The sequence below is a fragment of the Rhodococcus sp. NBC_00297 genome (genome assembly GCF_036173065.1).
In the GTDB taxonomy this organism is placed as follows: domain Bacteria; phylum Actinomycetota; class Actinomycetes; order Mycobacteriales; family Mycobacteriaceae; genus Rhodococcoides.
On the sequence record NZ_CP108041.1, the window covers coordinates 1,407,919 to 1,428,397 of the forward strand.

The 20,479-nt window shown below is 67.9% G+C and carries 21 protein-coding genes; 12 read left to right on the forward strand and 9 right to left on the reverse strand.

Annotation, left to right across the window (positions count from 1 at the left end):
* Nucleotides 1-8: 8 nt before the first annotated feature.
* The 4 genes from OG947_RS06735 to OG947_RS06750 form a co-directional block, all read right to left on the reverse strand.
* Nucleotides 9-1,160, reverse strand: coding sequence for a thiolase family protein (locus OG947_RS06735; RefSeq protein WP_027504433.1), 1,152 nt, complete (start codon nucleotides 1,158-1,160; stop codon nucleotides 9-11).
* Entirely contained in the window at nucleotides 1,157-1,561 is a 405-nt protein-coding gene (locus OG947_RS06740; protein WP_027504434.1) for a Zn-ribbon domain-containing OB-fold protein, read from the reverse strand. Before OG947_RS06740 ends, OG947_RS06735 begins: the two co-directional genes overlap by 4 nt.
* A 55-nt stretch (nucleotides 1,562-1,616) precedes the next feature.
* Nucleotides 1,617-2,405 (reverse strand): enoyl-CoA hydratase/isomerase family protein, encoded by a 789-nt coding sequence (locus tag OG947_RS06745; RefSeq protein ID WP_328813418.1) that lies wholly within the window; start codon nucleotides 2,403-2,405, stop codon nucleotides 1,617-1,619.
* A gap of 70 nt (nucleotides 2,406-2,475) precedes the next feature.
* Nucleotides 2,476-3,630, reverse strand: coding sequence for an acyl-CoA dehydrogenase family protein (locus tag OG947_RS06750; protein ID WP_328813419.1), 1,155 nt, complete (start codon nucleotides 3,628-3,630; stop codon nucleotides 2,476-2,478).
* Nucleotides 3,631-3,716: 86 nt separating this feature from the next.
* On the opposite strand from OG947_RS06750, the gene OG947_RS06755 reads away from it, so the two are divergent.
* The 6 genes from OG947_RS06755 to OG947_RS06780 are packed head-to-tail and all read left to right on the forward strand — an operon-like array spanning nucleotide 3,717 to nucleotide 9,903.
* Nucleotides 3,717-4,109, forward strand: coding sequence for a nuclear transport factor 2 family protein (locus OG947_RS06755; RefSeq protein WP_328813420.1), 393 nt, complete (start codon nucleotides 3,717-3,719; stop codon nucleotides 4,107-4,109).
* A gap of 2 nt (nucleotides 4,110-4,111) precedes the next feature.
* The gene (locus OG947_RS06760) at nucleotides 4,112-4,483 is read left to right on the forward strand and encodes a hypothetical protein (protein WP_222639947.1); all 372 of its coding nucleotides are present in this window, start codon (nucleotides 4,112-4,114) and stop codon (nucleotides 4,481-4,483) included.
* A gap of 31 nt (nucleotides 4,484-4,514) precedes the next feature.
* Nucleotides 4,515-5,552 (forward strand): ABC transporter substrate-binding protein, encoded by a 1,038-nt coding sequence (locus tag OG947_RS06765; protein WP_222639949.1) that lies wholly within the window; start codon nucleotides 4,515-4,517, stop codon nucleotides 5,550-5,552.
* Between the two features lie 49 nt (nucleotides 5,553-5,601).
* Nucleotides 5,602-7,203 (forward strand): MFS transporter, encoded by a 1,602-nt coding sequence (locus OG947_RS06770; protein WP_328813421.1) that lies wholly within the window; start codon nucleotides 5,602-5,604, stop codon nucleotides 7,201-7,203.
* Complete coding sequence (locus OG947_RS06775) at nucleotides 7,200-9,131, forward strand: oxidoreductase (RefSeq protein WP_328813422.1); 1,932 nt, start codon at nucleotides 7,200-7,202, stop codon at nucleotides 9,129-9,131. Before OG947_RS06770 ends, OG947_RS06775 begins: the two co-directional genes overlap by 4 nt.
* Nucleotides 9,132-9,189: 58 nt before the next feature.
* Nucleotides 9,190-9,903, forward strand: coding sequence for an alpha/beta fold hydrolase (locus OG947_RS06780; RefSeq protein ID WP_328813423.1), 714 nt, complete (start codon nucleotides 9,190-9,192; stop codon nucleotides 9,901-9,903).
* 24 nt (nucleotides 9,904-9,927) lie between these two features.
* Here the strand turns inward: OG947_RS06780 and OG947_RS06785 are convergent, their stop codons facing one another.
* Genes OG947_RS06785 through OG947_RS06795 form a run of 3 tightly spaced genes read right to left on the reverse strand, consistent with a single transcriptional unit; the run spans nucleotide 9,928 to nucleotide 12,643 of the window.
* Nucleotides 9,928-10,962, reverse strand: coding sequence for an NADP-dependent oxidoreductase (locus tag OG947_RS06785; RefSeq protein WP_328813424.1), 1,035 nt, complete (start codon nucleotides 10,960-10,962; stop codon nucleotides 9,928-9,930).
* Nucleotides 10,959-11,300 (reverse strand): helix-turn-helix domain-containing protein, encoded by a 342-nt coding sequence (locus OG947_RS06790; RefSeq protein WP_328813425.1) that lies wholly within the window; start codon nucleotides 11,298-11,300, stop codon nucleotides 10,959-10,961. The genes OG947_RS06785 and OG947_RS06790 overlap by 4 nt, the downstream gene beginning before the upstream one ends.
* A complete protein-coding gene (locus OG947_RS06795) occupies nucleotides 11,297-12,643 on the reverse strand; it encodes a DUF1254 domain-containing protein (protein ID WP_307095817.1) in 1,347 nt (448 codons plus the stop codon). The genes OG947_RS06790 and OG947_RS06795 overlap by 4 nt, the downstream gene beginning before the upstream one ends.
* Nucleotides 12,644-12,724: 81 nt before the next feature.
* Here OG947_RS06795 and OG947_RS06800 point away from each other — a divergent pair, with 81 nt between their 5' ends.
* Nucleotides 12,725-13,099 (forward strand): YidH family protein, encoded by a 375-nt coding sequence (locus OG947_RS06800; RefSeq protein ID WP_285189858.1) that lies wholly within the window; start codon nucleotides 12,725-12,727, stop codon nucleotides 13,097-13,099.
* Nucleotides 13,096-13,464: a DUF202 domain-containing protein gene (locus OG947_RS06805; protein WP_222639995.1), complete on the forward strand. Its 369-nt coding sequence runs from the start codon at nucleotides 13,096-13,098 to the stop codon at nucleotides 13,462-13,464. The genes OG947_RS06800 and OG947_RS06805 overlap by 4 nt, the downstream gene beginning before the upstream one ends.
* Nucleotides 13,465-13,488: 24 nt before the next feature.
* Here the strand turns inward: OG947_RS06805 and OG947_RS06810 are convergent, their stop codons facing one another.
* Nucleotides 13,489-14,538, reverse strand: a complete 1,050-nt coding sequence (locus OG947_RS06810; RefSeq protein WP_442973097.1) for an ABC transporter substrate-binding protein — start codon at nucleotides 14,536-14,538, stop codon at nucleotides 13,489-13,491.
* A 108-nt stretch (nucleotides 14,539-14,646) separates the two neighbouring features.
* Between OG947_RS06810 and OG947_RS06815 the strand changes: the two genes are divergently transcribed.
* The 4 genes from OG947_RS06815 (at nucleotide 14,647) to OG947_RS06830 (ending at nucleotide 19,721) form a co-directional block, all read left to right on the forward strand.
* Complete coding sequence (locus OG947_RS06815; protein ID WP_328813426.1) at nucleotides 14,647-16,068, forward strand: DUF1254 domain-containing protein; 1,422 nt, start codon at nucleotides 14,647-14,649, stop codon at nucleotides 16,066-16,068.
* A 68-nt stretch (nucleotides 16,069-16,136) separates the two neighbouring features.
* Nucleotides 16,137-17,345 carry an acyl-CoA dehydrogenase family protein gene (locus tag OG947_RS06820; RefSeq protein ID WP_328813427.1) on the forward strand — a complete coding sequence of 403 codons (1,209 nt, stop codon included), beginning with the start codon at nucleotides 16,137-16,139 and terminating at the stop codon, nucleotides 17,343-17,345.
* A 17-nt stretch (nucleotides 17,346-17,362) separates the two neighbouring features.
* On the forward strand, nucleotides 17,363-18,361 hold the full coding sequence (locus OG947_RS06825; protein WP_328813985.1) for a phosphotransferase family protein: 999 nt from the start codon (nucleotides 17,363-17,365) through the stop codon (nucleotides 18,359-18,361).
* A 37-nt stretch (nucleotides 18,362-18,398) separates the two neighbouring features.
* Entirely contained in the window at nucleotides 18,399-19,721 is a 1,323-nt protein-coding gene (locus tag OG947_RS06830; RefSeq protein ID WP_328813428.1) for an FAD-binding protein, read from the forward strand.
* Nucleotides 19,722-19,760: 39 nt separating this feature from the next.
* Here the strand turns inward: OG947_RS06830 and OG947_RS06835 are convergent, their stop codons facing one another.
* Complete coding sequence (locus OG947_RS06835) at nucleotides 19,761-20,444, reverse strand: hypothetical protein (protein WP_328813429.1); 684 nt, start codon at nucleotides 20,442-20,444, stop codon at nucleotides 19,761-19,763.
* Between the last annotated feature and the right edge of the window lie 35 nt (nucleotides 20,445-20,479).

Below are 20,479 nucleotides of genomic sequence, written 5' to 3' on the forward strand. Positions count from 1 at the left end.
GGACTGGTTCAGACGGACAGAACGGTGCAGGCGCTGATGCCCGGTGCCCCGTAGACATGGGTGAAGCCGATGGACGGCCCGCCCGGCACCTGACGATCGCCGGCCTCCCCGCGCAACTGGGTGACCACCTCGTGCACCTGGCGCAGACCGGAGGCGCCGATCGGTTCACCGTTCGCGATGCACCCACCGTCGGTGTTGACGGGTAGACGTCCGCCGATCTCGGTGGCTCCCTCGGCGATCCACTGCTCCTGCTCGCCGTGCTCGCAGAAGCCGCACTCGGCCATGTGCATGAGCTCGGCGCCACTCTCGGTGTCCTGCAGTTGGGCCACGTCGACATCCGACGGGGAGATCCCGGCCTGCTCGAACGCGGCTGCCGCGGCATCCGCGCTGACGCTGGTCGGCTCGCCGACGCCCTGGACGGACGGACTGAAGACCTCGAACGAGCCGAATCGCCGCGTCCGATGGGTGATGGCGCGCAAGCGGATCGGCCGGCCCGTCAGCCGCTCGGCCACCTCGGGTGAGGCCACGATCACGGCCGCACCGCCTTCGCCGGGAGAACAGAACATGTACCGCGTGAGGGGATCGTTCACCATGTCGGCGGAGGCGATCGCCTCGGCCGACATGGGTTCGCGGCGCCACGCATTGGGATTGAGTGCGCCGTTGCGGTAGGACTTCTCGGCGACTCGCGCGAGGGTGTCCGGGGTGATGCCGTGCTGCCGCATGTACCGGGAGATCTTCGCGCCGAAGAACTGCGTGGTCACCATCAGACCCGCCTCGCCGTACCCCTCGGACAGACCCCACTCCGCGGGCGTGGGATCGAAAGCACCACGCGGGTGCTTGTCGAAGCCCACGGCCAGGCCGATCGACGCCGATCCCGCACGAACGGCGTTGACCGCCGAGAACAGGGCGCTGCCGCCCGTGGCGCAGCCGTTCCGCACGTTGGTGAACGGCAGTCCGGTGAAACCGAGTTCACTGACGAGCGTGTCGGCGAGGCCCGCGGAGTCGCTGCCGCCGAACGCCACATCGACGTCCGGCCAGGCGATGCCCGCGTCGGCGAGCGCGGCGGTGATGGCCGAGACGGCCATCGCTCGCCCGCTGACACCGGGCTGGCGACCGAACTTCGACAATCCCACTCCGACGATGACCACGGACTCGCTCATACGGTGTCTCCCAGTGTGCTCGGTGCGGACGACGGGCCGGCCGCGACGACCTCGAACCGGGGAACCGGCACGACGGCCGTGAGGTGGACGAGCGCTCCGTGCAGATCGTCGACGTTCTCGGTGTCGAGAATCGCCTCGATGCGGATGCCCTCGCTCAACTCGACCCAGCCGACCGCGAACGGGGTGAACCCGCCCGCGGGTGGCACGTACGGCGGCGACTTGGGCGGGAAGCGCTGCACCGTGTGGGCCCACACGGTGCCCGACGTACTCAGGTCGACGGGTTCTGCCGTGGGCGTGACGCACCGGGAGCAGAGACTCGACGCCGGGTACGCGACCGTGCCGCACACAGTGCATCTACTTCCCTGCAACACCACCCGCTGTGTCCCGAGACCGTTCGTCATCGTGATCCTCCCGCTCCCCGCCGACCGTCGTTCCTCGTTCGTGTCTCGCTGAGGATCAGCGACCGACCCACTTCGGCTCACGCTTCTCGAGGAACGCGGTGACGCCTTCTCGCCCGTCCTCGGACTGCAGGGCGTTGCCCACGGCGAGATGCTCCATGACCATGAGGGACTGGATGTCCGCGTCGAGGCCGCGGTCGATCGTCATCTTGGTCAGCTTCATCATGAACGGGCTCTTGTCGGTGAGCTGCGCGATGAACTCCTCGACGGTCTTGTCCAGCTCGGCTGCCGGCGCGGACGCGTTGATGAGATCGAAGTCCGCAGCCTCGACACCGGAGAGCAGCTTGCCGGTCAGCATCAGTTCCTTGGTCTTGCGGATGCCGATCATGCGCGGGAGGCGGTAGATGGGGCCCGCACCGCCGAACAGTGCACGGCGGATGTGGAAGTCGCCGATCTTGGCGTCGTCGTCGGCGATGGCGAAATCACAGGAGATCATGAGCTCGAACCCACCGGCGGTGACGTAGCCCTCGAGGACCGCGACGGACGGAGTGTTCATGGAGTACAGGCGATCGCAGACCCTGGCCGAGAGCACGGCCACGTCCATGGCGTTGGTACTGCCGACGTAGTCGGACAGCAGGATGTCGAGGTCGAACCCCGAGCAGAAGGTGTTGTTCACACCGCGCAGGACCAGGACCTTGAGGTTCGGGTCGGCGTCGACCTCGGCGATGATCTCGTCGAGTCGGTACAGCAGCTCCGGAGTCACCGCGTTCTTCTTGTGCGGGCGGTTGAGCCAGACGCGAGCGACGTCGCCGTCCTTCTCGAGCAGGATGTGGTCGGTGTCGATCATGGGATCTCCTTGGGCTGCGTCACGATTTGAACTGGATTCACTTCAGTTTTACGGCATGGGGTCGAGCGCGTCAACCCTCGAATCGAACCGGGTTGAGCCCGATGAGGTCGGCGATGCGGCGGCGGTGGTACACCGCATCGCCGAGCAGCGCCTCGTCACCGGTAGCTCGGCGAAAGTATCTGTGCGCCTGGTGCTCCCACGTGAAGCCGACGCCACCGTGCAGCTGCACCGCCTCGGCGACCGACTCGGACGCGACCTCCGTGCACACGGCGCCGGCGATCGCGACCGCGAGCGCGGCACGGTCCCGGGAGCTGTCGTACAGCGCAGCAGCGAAGCGGGATGCCGATCGCGCTCGTTCGAGAGAGAGGAGCAGGTCGGCAAGTCGGTGCTTCACGGCCTGGAAGGAGCCGACGGGCCGGCCGAACTGCTGCCTGGTGGTGACGTACTCGACCGTCATCTCCAGCATGCGGTCGGCGATTCCCGTGTGCTCGCTCGCCAGCCCGATCGTCGCTCGCGCTCTCAGGTCGTCGAGAGCGGAGACCGTGCCTGCCACCTCGGTGAGCGCGGACGCCGCTGCCGAGTCGAGGTGCACGTCGGCGCGCGTCCGCGTCGGGTCGATGACCGTCCGCGGGACGGCGCGCACCGCATCGGAGAGTGGTACGGCGAACACTCGGGCGCCGTCGGCCGTGTGCGCCCCGACCACGACGACATCGGCCGACGCACCGTGAACGATGTCGTTCACGACACCGCTCAGACGCCATCCGTCCGCCGTATGGTCGGCCGTGATCACCTGCGCGGCAGCGCGTCCCGTCTGCGTCACGGGCAGATGCACCGCGACGCGGAGCTCACCGGCCAGGGCACCGGACACCATCGCGTCCACGGTTCCGGCCGGCGCAAGCAGGAGCGCGTGCACGCCGACACCCGCCCCGAACAGCACCGGTTCCGACACGAGCGCTCGGCCGCACTCCTCCAGGACCACGGCCATGTCCGTCATCCCATACCCGAGGCCGCCGCGATTCTCGGGAACGGACAGCATGGTCACGGCCATGTCGTCCACGAGGGCCCGCCACAGTGCCGTCGGAGTCCCCTCGTCTCGCCCACTGTGCCGTGCAAGTACTGCGCGCATCGCGGACCGGAGATCGGCCTGCTCCGGCCCGGGAATCAGGCCCGCGGGCTCGGCTTCCGGCCAGGGCGAGTAGGTGACGTCATCGTTCGCTACAGACATAACACTCCTGAGTCGAGTTCAGTTCTGTTTCGAGAGTATCGGCGAAATCGAGGACGTGCGGACTTTTCTTGAACTAAGTTCGGTTCATGCTTGGAATCGAGTCTTATTACGCCACCCTCGACAGCGGTGATCTCGAGCGGGCCACCGACATGCTGGCCGAGAACGTCGCCTTCGTGATGATCGTTCCGACGGGAGCCCGAGCCGGCACCGGTCGCGCCGCGATGCTCGACTACCTCACCGGACGTCCCCCTGTCGGCCGGCAACATCGACTGCTGCGTCGCGCACAGGACGGCGACGTCCAGTTCGCCCAGGGAGCCGTCACCGAGCACGGCGATGTCGTCACGGGCTATTTCGTCGCGGCGATGCACCTCGACGAGAACGGACTGATCGACCGCTACCAGGTCTCGTTCGATCCTGACCACGCACTGGTGCCGTGGACCGGTTCCGACGCGACCTCCACCGACCCGACAGGAGCATGACGATGACGATTGATGCGACAGCAATCCTACGAACATGGTTCTCGTACATGGACTCCGAAGATCCCGACCGGGTGCTGACCATGATCACGGACGACTTCCGGATGTCCGTGCAGTTCTCCCGTGGGGAGGGAGCGTCCGCCGAATTCGTCGGCGACAGAGAGGGACTCGTCCTCTACCTCGCCCAGCGTGAGAAGAGCACCCTCGTTCATCACATCGACGTCGGATCCCGGGTGGGCGACGTGGAACTCGTACTGGGGCGGACCACGCGAGACGGCGACTTCGAGGCGTCCTTCAACGCGACCGCGTCGGTCGACGCGGCCGGCTCGATACGCCGGTTGCTCATCTGCCGGACACCGGAACTCGCATTCGACTGACGCCGTCGACCACAACTGACAGGAGACCCTCATGAGCACGTGGTGTCGTACGCTCGCGGCGCTGACATCGGCAGCCGCAGTCGGGTTGTCGGCGGCCTGCAGCGGTGGGGCGACAGCGTCCGGACCGGTGTCGGGCACGTGGGACGACGTGGTCGCCGCGGCGAAGGACGAGGGATCCGTCTACCTGTACTCGTCGCAACATCCCGAGAACCTCGCCTCGGTGAAGACCGGATTCGAGGCGACGTATCCCGGCATCACGCTGGAATTCACGCGGGGTTCCGACGTCGAACTGAACCCCCGCGTGGACGCGGAGCACAAGTCCGGGCGCGGGATCGGCGACGTCCACATGACCACCGACCCCGCGTGGATCCGCGCGGCCGCCGACTCGGGCGAGTACTCGGTGAACGTCGTCGGACCCTCGTTCGACAACCCCGACTACGGTCGAGACACCAGCGTGCTGGAGGACAAGCTCTTCCTCACCAGCGCCGCCGTTCTGGGGCTCGGCTGGAACACCACGGCATTACCGGACGGTCTCGACAGCCCGGAGGATCTGCTGGCTCCCGAACTGCGTGGACGTATCGGCGTCGTGAATCCGGCGGGCTTCGCCGCCGTGACCGATCAGTTCCGGTTCTTCGACCGCAACTGGTCACCCGACTACACCGACGAACTCGCGCAGAACGAGCCACGTGTCTATCCCGGTGTTCTGGCCGTCGCACAGGGCCTCGGGTCCGGAGAGATCATCGCCACGCCGATGGTCCAACCCCTCGTGCGCGAGCAGGAGGCAGGCGCACCCGTCGGGTGGTTCAGGCCGGACCCGGCGTGGGGCGCCCCCTACTACTCCCATGTTCTCGCGTCCGCACCGCACCCGAATGCAGCGCAACTTCTGGCCGACTTCCTCGTCTCCCCCGAGGGCCAGCAGGCGTTGTCGAAGGGGTACGCGAGTGTGCTGCCGAACATCCCGGAGTCGGTCGGACGCGCACAGGACCTCGCACTGACCGACCCCGCGGACCTCGACCCCGCAGCGGTCACCGAGTACCAGGCGGAGTGGGAACAGCGTTTCATCCGGTGACGTCGGGCTTCATCCGGTGATGCCGGCGGGCGGCGAAGGGGCACAGGCCATGACACGACCACCGACCGTCACACTCCTGACGCCGTTGCGTGTGCGCCGATTACGCATGATGTTGGGTTTCGAACTCGGCGCCGCCATCGGGATCTGGATCCTGGTTCTGGCGGTCCAGTGGACCCTGACTCGAGCAGGAGAATCCGCGTTCGCAGTGTCGGGCGTCCAGTTCGCCGCCAGCCTGCCCTTCTTTCTGCTCTCCCTCCCCCTCGGCGCGATAGCGGAGCACGCCGGCCATCGAACTCTGCTGACCGGCACGGCGATCGGGCTGCTGGTCACGTCGGCAGCGCTCACGGTGCTCCAGGTCCTCGACCTCGCGACGATGCCGGTTCTGATGGCGGCCGTGTTCCTGTCGGGGTGCGGTCTGGCGTCGGTGGCGATCGTCTGGCAATCGCTGCTGCCGACGCTGGCGACCCGCGAGATGATGACCGTCGTGCCCGCGATCGACGGCGCCATCTTCAACGGTGCACGCGCCATCGGTCCGGTACTCGGCGGGGCACTCCTGGCCGCATGGGGCGCCACCTCGACCTTCGCTCTCGTCACGGTCGTGTTCGCGATCTGCGTCGTCCTGGCGGCCGGTCAGATCCCGCCTCGGTCCGGGCGAGTTCCCAGGACCGAGTCGGTTCTCGAATCGGTGGCGACGAGTCTGCGGTTCATCCGTCATTCGCGATGGACGCGGAGACTGTTGTTCCGTGTCGTGATGTTCGGCCTGCCGGCGAGCTGCCTGTGGGCTCTGCTGCCGCTCGTGGCGTACGAGATGCTCCACGTGACGACGTTCGAGTTCGGAGTGTTGTCCGGGGCGATCGGTGTCGGCGCGGTGGCGGGCACCATCGCCTCGATGCCGCTTCGTCGACGCCTGAGCTGGAACGTGTTCGCGGCCCTGGGTTCTGCCGCGTACGCACTGGTTCTGCTCGGTCTCGCCTTCGTGCCGTGGATGCCGGTCGTGGTCGCTCTGTTGGTGATCGTCGGCGCGGCCTGGGTCGGCGTGCAGAGCACGTGGATGATCGCGACGCACGCGGTCGTGCCACCGTGGATCAAGGCCCGAGTCATCGCCGTCGTGATGCTGACGTTCCAGGGCAGCCAAGCGGTCGGTGCCCTTCTGTGGGGGCTCCTCGCCGACACGATGGGGCTCGTCTCCGCTGTCGCACTCTCCGCCGTCGCGATGTCGGTGTCGTCGATCGGACTGCTGCGCCGAGGCATTCTGCCCAGCGACTCCATCGCGCCCGACCCGTCCGGTGCCGCCGGACCGCCGGAACTCGAACCGGGTCATCGTGGCGCGACAATCGTCGTCGAGACGACGTACGTGGTCCGTCCGCAGCGGGCGGACCACTTCGTCCACGCCATGACTCGTCTGAGGTCGTCGCGCCTGCGCCTCGGCGCATCGCGATGGGCGCTGACCAGGGTGAGCGACTCCGCCTCGACGTACGTCGAGTTCTGCACCTTCCGGAACTGGGCCGAGTACTCCGCCCAGGAGACCGTGCGTCTCACCGTTCCGGAACGGCTCGTCCGAACGGACCTCGCGCTCGACCTGGCGGAGGAACCGCGTGTTCGAGTCCTCGTCCGCCCCAGAACACCCGCCGACAGAACCGAGTCCGCATGAACGACCACTTTCCCCACCTCTTCTCACCGATCCGGATCGGCGGACTCACGCTGAAGAACCGACTGGTCGCGCTCCCGGCGGGCACGTCGATGGCGGTCGACGGTGTGCCCACCCACGGGGACACCGAGCACGTCGAGCGTCTGGCCGCGGGTGGAGTGGGCTTGATCATCGGGGGTGCCACGGTCGTGCACCCGACGACGACGCTGCGATCGCGCAAGCTGATCGAGGCCTACCGGGTCGAGGTCATTCCGAGCACAGCGGCCAAAGTGTCTGCGGCGCATCGACACGACGCACGATTCATCGGCCAACTCTGCCATCTCGGACGTGAATTCATCGGCGGCGAATCGGATGCGCCACCCTCCGCGCCCTCGGCGATCAAGACCGCGCGCGACGCCTACCCACCCCACGAACTGTCGGTCGCGGAGATCGAGGACATCGTCGAGGGATGGCGCACCTCGACGCGAAACCTGGTGCGAGCAGGCGTCGACGGGGTGGAGCTCCATGCTGCGCACGGGTACCTCCCCGCTCAGTTCATGTCCCCGCTCACGAACCGACGGACGGACGATTTCGGCGGCTCGTTCGACGGCCGAATGCGCTTCACCCGTATGGTGATCGAGGCGATGCGGTCGGAGATGCCCGCGGGGCTCGTGCTCGGAGTGAGGTTGAGCGGGGAGGAGGAGATCCCCGGCGGAATGTCGATCGACGACTGCGTTCGCATCGCCGAGAACGTGGCCGCGGTCGGCGTCGACTACTTCAGCATCACCCACGGCACCCGCGGGAAGTACGTCAAGGATTCCACCGGCGCGGACGCGGTCGCGATCCCGTCGGCTGCGAGGGTCCGATCGGCGACCGGGACACCGACTCTCGTCGGACAGCGGATTCGCGATGCGGGCGTTGCGGACCACGCCATCAAGACCGGACAGGTGGACATGGTCGGCATGGCGCGGGCGCTGATCGCGGACCCCGAACTGCCGAACAAGTCCCGAACCGGTCGCCTCGACGAGATACGCGGCTGCCTCGGCGTCAACCAGGACTGCAGGGCCTTCGACCCGCATCTGCACTGCGCGGTCAATGCCGAGATCGGGCGCGGTCGACACGTCGACGTCGGTCGACGAGCCCGCGCGACGAAGGACGTCGTCGTGATCGGCGGCGGCCCCGCCGGTCTCGAAGCCGCTCGCGTGGCCGCAGGGAGGGGCCACCGAGTCACGGTGTTCGAGAAGAGCGGTGCCCTCGGCGGATCTGTGCGGGTGGCTGCCTCGGCACCCCATCGCGCGACACTCATCGACATCGTCGACTATCTGGAACGGGAGATGCGTCGGCTGAAGGTCGAGGTTCACCTGTCGGCCGGAATCGGCCAGGACGATCTGGACGAGATTCGCTCTGCGTCGGACCACATCGTGGTGGCGACCGGATCGCGTCCCGCGGACGTGACCCCGTCCCTCCGGACGCGGACCGCCTACAGCGTCGACGACGTTCTGCTCGGCCGCGTCTCGGCCGATGCGGGCAGGGTGGTGGTGTTCGACGACGGTGACGGCTTCTGGCCGGCGTACAGCGCAGCCGAAGCACTCGTGCAGCGTGGCTGGGAGGTCACCGTGGCCACGACGCTCACGGCTCTCGCGTCCCGAATCCCCACCGAGAGTGCAGGACCGCTGCTCGATCGACTGGGTGACGCAGGGGTCGACGTCAAGGTCGCGCATGCCCTTCACGTTCCCGACGACCCGGCAGATCCGGTGACCTTGCGCCCGATCTTCGGGGCCGGCGACCTGCCCTACGAGGACGCCGCCATCGTGTGGCACCAGCCGCGAGTGGCACTGTCGTCGTTCGGACTGGACTCGAGCTCCACCGTCAGCGTCATCGGAGATTGCGTCACACCACGGCGCATCGGTCACGCGATCGCAGAGGGATATCGAACAGGCGCAGAACTCTAGAATCCCGATGCCACTGAACCGCAGCAGCGGCACATCACGAAAGAAATGGAGACACATCATGTCGTTCGTACTCGTGCACGGTGCCGGAATGGGCGCGTCGTGTTGGGACCGCCTCGTACCGCGTTTGACCGGTCGCGTGGTCGCGGTCGACCTTCCCGGCCGCGGTGAACGCGCAGACATCGACCTGCGCACCGTCACACTGGAGGACTGCGCCGACGCGATCGTCGCGGACGTGGAGCGGGAGGATGTCACCGACATCGTGCTGGTGGCCCACTCGTTCGCCGGAGTGTCGGTTCCTCGCGTTCTCGACAGGCTGCAGGACCGTGTCCGGCACGTCGTCTTCCTGGCCGCGGTAGTCCCGACGGACGGAACGGCGGTGATCGACGGGATCGATCCTGCGGTTCGCGACATCGTGAAGGCGTCCATCGTGGGCGGCAGATACGTCCAGGGCCCCGAGGGGGCACAGGCCATGTTGTGCAACGACATGGACGACGAACAGACCGCGTGGACTCTCGAGCAGCTCGTCGACGACTCCGGCGCGCTGCTCACCGAGACCGTCGATCTCTCCGGCCTCCAGGTCGACGTCCCCCGCACCTACATCCGGACGGCGAGGGACATGTGCTATCCACCAGCACTGCAGGAAGCCTCGTCCGCACTGGTCCGCGCCGGAGCCGGGTCGGGGCACGTCGTGCACATGGACTCCGGACACATGCCGATGATCAGCGCCCCCGACCGCCTCGCAACGCTGCTCGACTCCCTCTCCGCCGACTGAGTTCCGACGGTGACGCCCGCGAGGTCATCCCAGTCGGACGAGCGTCTTACCTATGTTCTCCCCTGCCAGCATCGAGACCAGTGCGGCCGGGGCCGAATCGAGTCCGTCGAATACCCATTCGTCGTACCCGAGACGGCCCGCGTCGATGAGGGAGGTGATCTCCGCGCGCATGTCGGCTTCGAGGTGCAGGAACGATCCGGCCCGGTACCCCCGCATCGACAGATTCTTCGACACGAACTGGAACAGGTTGCCGGGAAGACTCGGCGCGTCGGCCGCGTCGTACTGGGACATCTGGCCGCACATCGCGATACGTCCGTTCGGTCGAAGTGCGTCGATCGCTGCAGTCAGGTGATCACCGCCGACACAGTCGAAGTACGCGTCGATGCCGTCCGGCGCCGCGGCGGCCACCGCCGCGGGCAGCGATTCGTGATGATCGAAGGCGTCCGCCAGGCCGGACGCTCGCAGATGGGCCACCTTGGCCGCTGACCCTGCCGATCCGATGACGGTGGCCCCTCGTGCCACCGCGAGTCCCGCCGCGAGCCCACCGACCGCACCGGCAGCGGACGACACCCAGACCGTGTCCGCGGGCCCCACGTCGAGGATGCCGATCATCCCCGCGTACGCGGTGAGACCGGAACTGCCCAGGGGCCCGAGGAACCACTGTTCGGGCAGACCGCCCGGACGGACGACGGTGGGCGACCCGTAGCCGCCGATCGTCGCGGTGTCGGCCGAGATGAGGGCGTACTCACGGAAACCCAGTGTGTGAGTGACGATGTCACCGACAGCGAAAGCGGAGCTCTCCGATCGTTCGACGACGCCGAGAGCGAGACCTTCCAGTGCCTGCCCCGGCGCGAAGGGCGGCAGATAGCCTCCCGGCGTCTGCCTCGACAGCCGGATGCGGATCGACGGATCGATCGAGAGCCACGTGTTGCGGACGAGCACGTCGCCGGAACGGAGCTCGGGCACCGGCGCCTCCACCACCTCGAGGTCACCACTCGTCAGTGCGCCGTTCGGCCACGAGCGCAACACGACGTGACGGGTCGAGATCACCCCGGTCATGCCGCACCGACCGCGCTCGGCGTCATCCCGGTCCACCGGCGGAAGGCGCGCCGGAACGCCCGTGGTTCCGAGTAGCCCAATCGGGCCGACACGATGTCCAGGGCCTCGCCGCGCCGCAGTGCCTCCACCGCACGCGCGGCGTCGTGTCGAGCACGCAGAGCGCCCAGCGTGGTCGATTCACCGGCGAGCAGGCGCCGTAGGTGCGGCTCGCTGATGTGGAGAGCACGGGCCACCGCGGTGGTGCTCGGCAGGGGTCCGCGGCCACAGGATGCGAACTCGTCGAGCACCCTGAGTGATACCGGTCCGAGTTCGATCCCTCCGGATCGCGTGTCGGTCATCGGTCCCCCACGGTCCGAGACGACCTGGCGGGCGTCCGCCGCACGACTGGCGGGCTCCACGCCCGGTCCGAGGGTCCGTACAGCCGCAGCATCAACCGGAAGTCTCCGGACGGAGTCGGGAGCCAGTTGCTCGTCCCTTCCGCGGGCGGGGTCGACGCGAGTCGAACGGTCAGGGATCCGTCGTGCGCCACCGTCACGCCGGGCGTCCGGTCGGTGATTGCATATCGGCCGATCGAGTTCTCGCACAGCAGTCCTCGCTTGTGGTAGACGGTGAGGGACCAGAAGAAGCGCGCCGGCGGCGCCTCGCCGGCAGCGAAAGTGATGTCGTAGGAATGCGCACCCGACAAGGGGCGCCCACCGTCGTCCACCTCACACACCGGGTACAGCGCCTCGTCCGCCGGGTTGACGTAGATCTGAGACAACGCGACGGCCGCGCGCAGAAGATGGTCGTCGCCGAAATCCGTGCCGAGTTCGTTGACCGACCAGCCGTTCGTCGTCCGGCCCAGCGACCTCACCCGGTCGGCGATCGCATCCAGGCCGTCGGACAACCCTGCTGCGAACTGCGAACGTGCTCGCGTGAACTGTTCCCCTGCGTGCAGCGCTCTACGCAGTCGCGCCAAGCTCTCGCGGACCGCGGGTGGCACGTCCGCCGCCGCGACACCGGCGACGGCGTGGTCCAGCGAGTCGAGAAAGGCTTCCGGATCGCGTAGTTCGTCATCGCGTTCACGGAGGACGAGCGTGCGGGTGGCAGCGTCGCACGCAGCTCCGGGCGCACGCGGCCCGTCCAGCACGATGGCGTCCTGCACGGCGATCACTCGCCGGAGATCCTCGGCATCGTCCGGTCGCACCAGGATGCGCACTGCAACCATGACATGACGTGTTCGGCAGGCCACCAGTAGTTCGTCGTCCGCCATGACCACCTCGCTGCCCGAGCGGACGATATGCAGTGTCGGCAAACGGCTCCCGTGTGTCCGCTGACCCTGTACCGCGATGGTCGTCGAGTCGGCCTCACCTAGCTGAATGCAGTAGTAGCGGTCACCGAGATCGGGCATTCGAAGCGTGAACGACCCGACATCGAGGTCGACGAAGGCCAGTGAGTAGAGCGTGTCCACGTTGGGAGCCACTCCTGCGGTGAGGGTGGGATCGGACAACCTGCGCTGATGGCCCATCGTGTTCAGCGCTGCACCCGCCGATGTGAGCGGCCGGTCCACGTCAGGCTCCAGCGGGGATGTGAACCGGAGACGCAGTCGCTGAGCGAAGACGAGCGGAAATCCCCAGATCTGCAGCGCGCGCGCGTCGCGGAACAGCTCGTCGCCACCATCCGAGCAGTCGGGTGCAGTCACACCACGACCATAACTGAAGTGAGTTCGATTAGGCTAGGGACTCTCAGTGACATTGCGAGCCCTCGACCGTCAGGAGAAGTCATGTCCCAGGAGGAGGCGCACGATCGTCGGCGCCCGCGCCGGGTCTACGCCGTCGGTGCCGAACCGGACGCACGGTTCAGCCTGGCGAACGAGCGGACGTACCTCGCGTGGATTCGAACATCGTTGGCGTTCATGGCAGCCGGAGTCGCGCTCGACGTGTTCGAGGTCGGAGGGGACACGACGCCCGCACGCATCGCATCGGTGCTGCTGATCGGATGCTCCGTCGTTCTGCCGCTGCACGCGTGGTGGGCCTGGGGCGCAGTCGAATCGAGCCTGCGCCGTAATCGGCCGCTTCCGTCCCCTCGTGTCGGAGCACCCCTGGCCGTCCTGCTGGCGGTGGCCGCAGCGCTGGTCGTCTGGTCGGTCTTCTCGTGACGGGACCACCCGAGGACAGGCCAGCGGGCGCACTCGGGGACGGTGGTCTCCAGGTCGAACGGACGGCGCTCGCCTGGCGGCGCACCGAGTGCTCGGTGGCGGTGTGCGCCCTGGTGGGTCTGCGCCTGGCCACCCACCAGGGTGACGTACCGACGGCTGTAGCCGCCGGCGTCGTACTGACCGGCGCCGTCGCTGCGCTCGTCGTCGACATCGTTCGGCGACGGAAGCGCAGGCGCGCGGACGCCGGCCCGGACGCGCCGCGAGGAATCCCGGCGCGCGCTCACGTACTGGCAGTCCTCACTGCGAGTCTCGGCGTCCTGGCACTGATCGTGGCCCGCACCGTGACGTTCGGCCCCGGGCACTGAGCCCGGGGCCGTTCCGTGGCTCGGTCAGCCCTGGAACTTCTGCTCCCACTCACGTGATTCCCGCTCGATGAACTCGGGAGTGAGTTGTGTCGGATCGGGCCCGGCGATGTCATGGGCGTCGGCGGTCGCGCCGTCGATACCGGGCAGCGCAGTCGCGACCCCGATCGCCTGCGCTCGTTGACCTTCGGGGCTGACCAGGAAGTCGGCCAGAACCTGCGCAGCGTTGGGATGAGGCGCGACCGACGTGACGTGACCGTAGAACGGTGTTCCCCACGACGGCGTCGGGAGCGCCCAGTTCACCGGAGCTCCGGACGCGACCTCCTGCACGAGAGGCTGGACCATGGGGGAGACGACGACCTCACCGGAGGTGAGTGCCTGCGCGACCCCCAGCGAGCTCGGGTAGATACGAGGCTGCTGCTCGGCGAGTTGATCCACGAAATCGTCGCCGAAGTTCTCGCGGTAGAAGCGGTAGAGATCCACGTAGGACGCGATGCCGACGGGGTTGACCACGCCCACCTTGCCTCGGTACTCGGGGCGCAGGACATCGCGCGGATCCGTGAGTCCGGTCGGCACGGTACCCGAGTTCCACCCCATGCCGAAGGTGGCGGCGACGTCGAGGAAGAACCTGTCGTTCTTGACGCTGCGGTCCCGTCCGTAGTCCGGATCGTCGAACGCGTCGCCCTTCAGAGACTGGGAGTACGCGCCGGACTCCGCCGCCGACGCGATCCATGCCGTGTCCGTGACCACGTGTACGTCCGCAGTGCCCTTGCCGGTCTTGTTCTCGGTCTCGACACGAGGATTCAGATCCGCGTCCGTTCCGCGAACGAAATCGAGAGTGATCTCGGGGTACGTCTGACTCCAGGCCTTCTTCACGCTGTCGAGGATCGTGGTGTTCTGGCTCGAGTACAACATCACCGACCCCTCGGACTTCGCCGCGGCGACGACGTCGTCCCAGCTCCCCTCCACCGGAGAGGTACCCCCTCCACCGCTGCTGCCGCACGCCGTCATCGTCAGCGCCACCACCCCGACCACAGCGATCGTGGTCGTCCGGATCGATCTACCGAGAGCACTCATGTCCATCTCCTTTGTTGAACTGACCTCAGTTCACCAAGTAGGGTGGGCAGAGTCAAGAGCGATGGCGGGTGCGCGTACAGGTCGGTGCGCCGGGTGAAGGAGTGTCGGATGACTCGAGGACGAGAAGCGGCCACCGTGAGTGGCCCGACGCCGTACGACCCTGCTCGAACCGACCAGTACCAGGAATCGACGTCCGACGACGTCCGACCCGTGGCCGCCGACGAGGCGCTCACACTCGCGTCCGTGCTCGCGCAGCAGGCAGTGCTGTACGGCGTGCCCGCCGTCTACCAGTACGCGAATATGTGTGCACAGTGCGCTCCGGATGCCGACGGTGCACCGTGGTCCGTCAACACCTTGGTCCACGAGAGAAGCACGGCCGGTTCGGATTTCCGCCAGTTCCGGGTTCCGAACGTCGACACGGTCTACTCCAATGCCTGGCTGGATCTGACCGACGGACCGGTGACCATCGAGCTACCCGACTTCGGTGGCAGGTACTACACCCTCGAATTCCTGGACGCCCACAGCAACGTGAGCAACGTCAGCGCGCGGACGCATCCGGACGGTCCACGCAGGATCATGGTGATCGCGCCGGGCCAGGACGGCCCCGACACCGCGCGGTCGTCCGACGTCGTGTCCTTTCCCGTGTCCACGCCGCTGATGTGGCTGCTCATGCGCATCCAGGTTCACGGCGCTCCCGACGACATCGACACGGTCAGGACACTGCAGGACTCGGTCGTCCTCACCGGTCCACCTCCCCGCTCCCGTTCGTGGCCCGTTCTGCTCCGGGAGGAGGTGGAGTCGTCCGCCGCCGCGTTCCTGACGGCCCTCGATGCCGTGGTGGCCGTCAACGGTGTTCCGGTGCAGGATGTGTCGCACGTTCACCAGTTCCGTCAGCTGAACGTCGGTCCCGGTACGCCGGAGGTCGGCGATCTCGACGAGGTGGTGTCACGAGGCGCCGATCTCGGCTTCACACGCGCCATGTCCCTGCTCGACACGTCCCGATCCCGCCTCGGGCGGCGCACGGCGTCCGGGTGGACGCGGGTACTCGACAAGGGCGCACACGGACACAACTTCGTGGCACGCGCCGTCATGAACTTCGTGGGACTCGGAGCCAACGTCGTCGAGGAGAACTGCTCGTACAACACGTACGTCGACTCGGACGGAACCGCACTGACGGGCCTCGGAGGCCGCACCTACGAGATCACTTTCTCCGAACCCCCACCCGCAGAAGCGTTCTGGAGCGTCACCTTGTACGAGGCCGATACCGGCTGGCTGTACGACGCACCCGGCGACGTGTTCTCCGTCGGATCGACCACCTCGCCGGACGGTGTGGTGTCCACTCCCTCTCGAATCGTGGTCGGGTACGCGAGACCCGATGACCTCGATAGTCGGGAATCCTGGCTTCCCGCCCCACCACGTCCGTTCTTCCTGGTACTACGCATGTATCGACCTCACGAAGACGCGGTGACCGAACGTTGGTCACCGCCGCCTGTCGATCCGTCGAGGGTTCCGTCACCTACGGGCCCGTGAGCCTCGAACCACGTCTCAGCACGACCCCACCGAGCGAACGCTCCTGGACCATGTGAAAGGGAACCACCATGGCGATCGATCTGACCTACGACCCCGTCGTCCGCGAGTGGATCGAGCGCACCCGCACGTTCACCCGCGAGCACGTCCTGCCCATCGAGGACAAATTCCTCGGTGACGTCACCGCCGCCGGCGGCGACGACCTGCGCCGAGAGTTGCAGGCAGCGGCGAAGGACGCGGCGGTGTTCGCCCCCCACGCTCCCCGCGAGTACGGCGGCGGTGGACTGTCCATGAGCGACCGCGCCCCCGTGTTCGAGGAAGCGGGCTACTCCCTCTTCGGACCGATCGCGACGAACATCGGCGCCCCCGACGAGGGCAACGTCCACCTCCTCGCCCACGTCGCCTCCCCCGCCCAGAAGGAACAGTTCCTCGCCCCCCTCGCCCGCGGCGACGTGCGGTCCGCGTTCGCGATGACCGAACCCGCCCCCGGCGCCGGATCGGACCCCTCCGCCCTCACCACCACCGCCACCCGCACCGACGGCGGCTGGCGCATCGACGGCCACAAATGGTTCATCACCGGCGCCGACGGCGCCGGATTCTTCATCGTCATGGCCCGCACCTCCGGCACCCCCGGCGACCGCGGCGGCGCCACGATGTTCCTCGTCCCCGCCGACACCGCCGGCATCACCGTCGGCCGCCACATCAGCACCCTCGACCGCGCCATGATCGGCGGGCACTGCGAAGTCACCTTCGACCGCGTCGTCGTGCCCGAGGACAACGTCCTCGGCGCCGTCGACGAAGGATTCACCTACGCCCAGGTCCGCCTCGGACCCGCCCGCATGACCCACGTCATGCGCTGGCTCGGCGCCGCCCGACGCGGACACGACGTCGCCGTCGCCCACGTCGCCCACCGCGAAGGGTTCGGCAGCCGCCTCGGCGACCTCGGCATGGTGCAGAAGATGATCGCCGACAACGAGATCGACATCGCCGCCACCCGCGCCCTGCTCGTCACCGCCTGCCACGCACTCGACCTCGGCGACCCCGCGAGCAACGAGACCTCCATCGCCAAGACCTTCGCCGCCGAAGCCATCTTCCGCATCGTCGACCGCGGCGTGCAGATGTGCGGCGGACTCGGTGTCTCCGACGACCTGCCCCTCGCCCGACTCTCCCGCGAGGTCCGCCCCTTCCGCGTCTACGACGGCCCCTCCGAAGTGCACCGGTGGGCCATCGCCAAACGCGCCGTCGGCGCCGCCCGCCGCGCCGCGAAGGCGCAGCCGTGACCACCACCCTCCCCGGCATGAACGTCGCCGCACTCGAGACGTTCCTGCGCGACAACGGCATCGACATCACCGGAAAACTGTGCGTCGATCGCATCGCAGGAGGCCGGTCCAACCTCACCTACCGCGCCCACGACGACACCACATCCTGGATCGTGCGACGCCCCCCGGTCAGCGGACTGACCCCCTCCGCCCACGACATGGCCCGCGAGTGGACCGTCACCCGCGCCCTGGCCGGCACCGACGTCCCCGTCGCCACCGCCGTCGCCTTCGACGCCGACGGCGCCACCCTCGGAGCGCCGATGACCGTCGTCGAGTTCGTCCCCGGACAGGTCGTGCGCACCCGCACCGACCTCGACGCCCTCACCGACGACGACATCGCCGCGAACACCAGCGAACTCGTCCGTGTCCTCGCCGCGCTGCACGCCGTCGACCACCACGAGGTCGGACTCGCGGACTTCGGTCGGCCCGACGGATTCACCGCCCGACAGGTCGCCACCTGGGGACGGCAATGGCACCGCGTCAAGACCCGCGACCTGAACGACATCGACCGACTGCACCAGGCCCTCACCGACGCCGTCCCCGCCCACTGCGCCGCCGCCATCGTGCACGGCGACTACCGCGTCGACAACACCATCCTCACCCACGGCGAGCCCGGAACCGTTGCCGCACTCGTCGACTGGGAGATGTCCACCCTCGGTGACCCCCTCACCGACATCGCCCTCATGTGCGCCTACCGGCAACCCATGTTCGACACCGTCCTCGGCGTCGACGCCGCCTGGACCTCCCCCCGCTACCCCGACGCCGACGACCTCGCCCAGCACTACGCCGCCGTATCCGGACGCGACCTCGCCCACTGGAACTTCTACCGCGCCCTCGCCGACTTCAAGATCGCCGTCATCGCCGAAGGCATCGCACACCGCGCCGCCACCTCCGACGACACGGACGGCACCGCCGCAGCAGCCGCCCACGCCACAGCCGAATTCGCCGCAGCCGGGCTGCGCGCGTTCTCACGGTGACCCGCAGACACCACTTCTGATCGAGAGGCCGACAGCAATGAACGACATCGCGTGCGACGTACTGGTGATCGGCGGAGGGATGGCCGGTCTGACCGCCGGGGCCCGTGCCGCGTCCGCAGGTAGATCCGTCGTCGTGGTGGAGATCGGTGCGGATGTCGGCGGATCCGCGCGCTATGCCGGATACGTCTGGACGGCACCGGATCACACCGTCATGGATGCACAGAACCCGCACGGTGACCCCGCCCTGAGACGACTACTGGTGGACCGGTTCCAGGACGGCGTGCAGTGGATACGTGACACCGGTGTGGAGGTGGGTGACGCTCAGCGAATCCTGTCCTTCGGGCGCGGACACAAATTCGACACCAACCAGTACGTCGATCTGTGTCGGCGCATCGTCCTCGAGTCCGGCGGAGCGGTCCTGCTGAACACGAGCACCGAGAGCCTGTCGTTCGAGAACGGCGTCGTCACCGGCGCGGTGATCCGGACCGGCACCGCGGAACCACAGGACGTGCGGGCGGCGCACACCGTGCTCGCCACGGGCGGTTTCCAAGGGTCCGCAGCGCTGCTCGAGAAGCACGTTCATCCGAATGCAGGGCGCATGCAACTGCGCTCGAACCCCCACAGCACGGGCGTGGGCCTGACACTCGCCGAGAGCGTCGGCGCTGCCGCCGGTGCGATGAACGCCGGCTTCTACGGGCACCTGATTCCCAGCGGGGTGACCCTGACGGACCCGTCCGATTTCGTCGACATGTCGCTGTACTACAGCGAACACGCGCTCCTGTTCGATCTCGACGGGACGCGCTTCGTCGACGAGACACTCGGTGATCACCTGACGACGATGGCTCTGCTCGACCGGCGCGAGGCACGCGGCCTCCTCGTGGCGGACGCTCGCGTGCACCGGGACTGGGTCCTGGCCTCGTACGTCGAGGGCGCCGTGGCCGTCGACAAGTTCGCACTGGCGAGCAAGCGCGGGGGTCGGGTCGGACGCGCGGACACGCTGGAGGAGCTCGAATACCTACCGGAGGACTGGGGATACGACGGAGCCGCCATCGCGGCCGCGATCGCCGACTTCAACGAGTCCACCACGTCGGCGGAGGGACCGACACCGGGACGAGCGCTCGATGCGAGCGCGCTGAGCGAACCCCCGTACTACGTCATCGAAGCTGTCCCGGCCGTCACCTTCCCGTTTCACGGCATCAGAGTCGACGGCGATGCCCGCGTTCTGACAGCGAACGGCGAGCCGATTCCGGGCCTGCTGGCAGCTGGTTCCGACACCGGCGGTCTGTGGAACCGGGCGTACGCAGGCGGTCTGGCGGCCGCTCTGGTGCTCGGACTCGTGGCCGCGGAGACTGCCGAGTGACCCCTCTGGAAGGATGATGCCGTGGTCACGCTGCGCGTGTCACGGCCCCTCGCGGCCGTGGAGGGTGGCGATGATGCGCTGCGCCTCCTCCACCGACGAATGCTCCCGAGTGACCGCTCCGGCCCGCAACATCGCCGACGCGACATCGACCGCCACGGCATGCCGCGCGACCAGGATGCCGATGGCCACGCTCGTGAGATCGGTTGCCTCGTCCCCGTCCACGGTCGCCAGCGCGGCGTCGCCTGCGACCACGGGCCCGATGACCCGCACCAGGTGTCCGATCAAGACGTCAGTTCCTGCCGGCAACGGCCCGCTCCGCACCGAGCGCCGGTGCAGTTGCACGCACCCGAGGGGGGCGTCCACCGCGCCCAGTGGGAGCAGCCTCACCCACCCGACATCCAATGCCACCAGGTCGTCGATCAGCAACGGCCACCGCGCCCCGTCGTGGCGGTCGCCCACGATGATCGTCCGGCCCACCGCACGGTCACTCGACACGAGATCGACATCCGCGCCGTGCAGGTACAGCAGGTCGGCGATCCTCTCCGCCGACGAGTCGGTGGTGTGCAGCACGCGTCGCGTATCGGGGTGACGCGGGGACGACACGACCACCGCGCCACTGTCCGCGCCGGCGACCCCGACACACACGTCGACGAAATCCGACAACCGCTCCCCCGGGCCGAGTCGAGGCCCGTCGGACGCGGTCGCGTCACCGGGGTCGTTCATGGTCCATCCCTCCACCAGGCGTTCGCAGATCGACT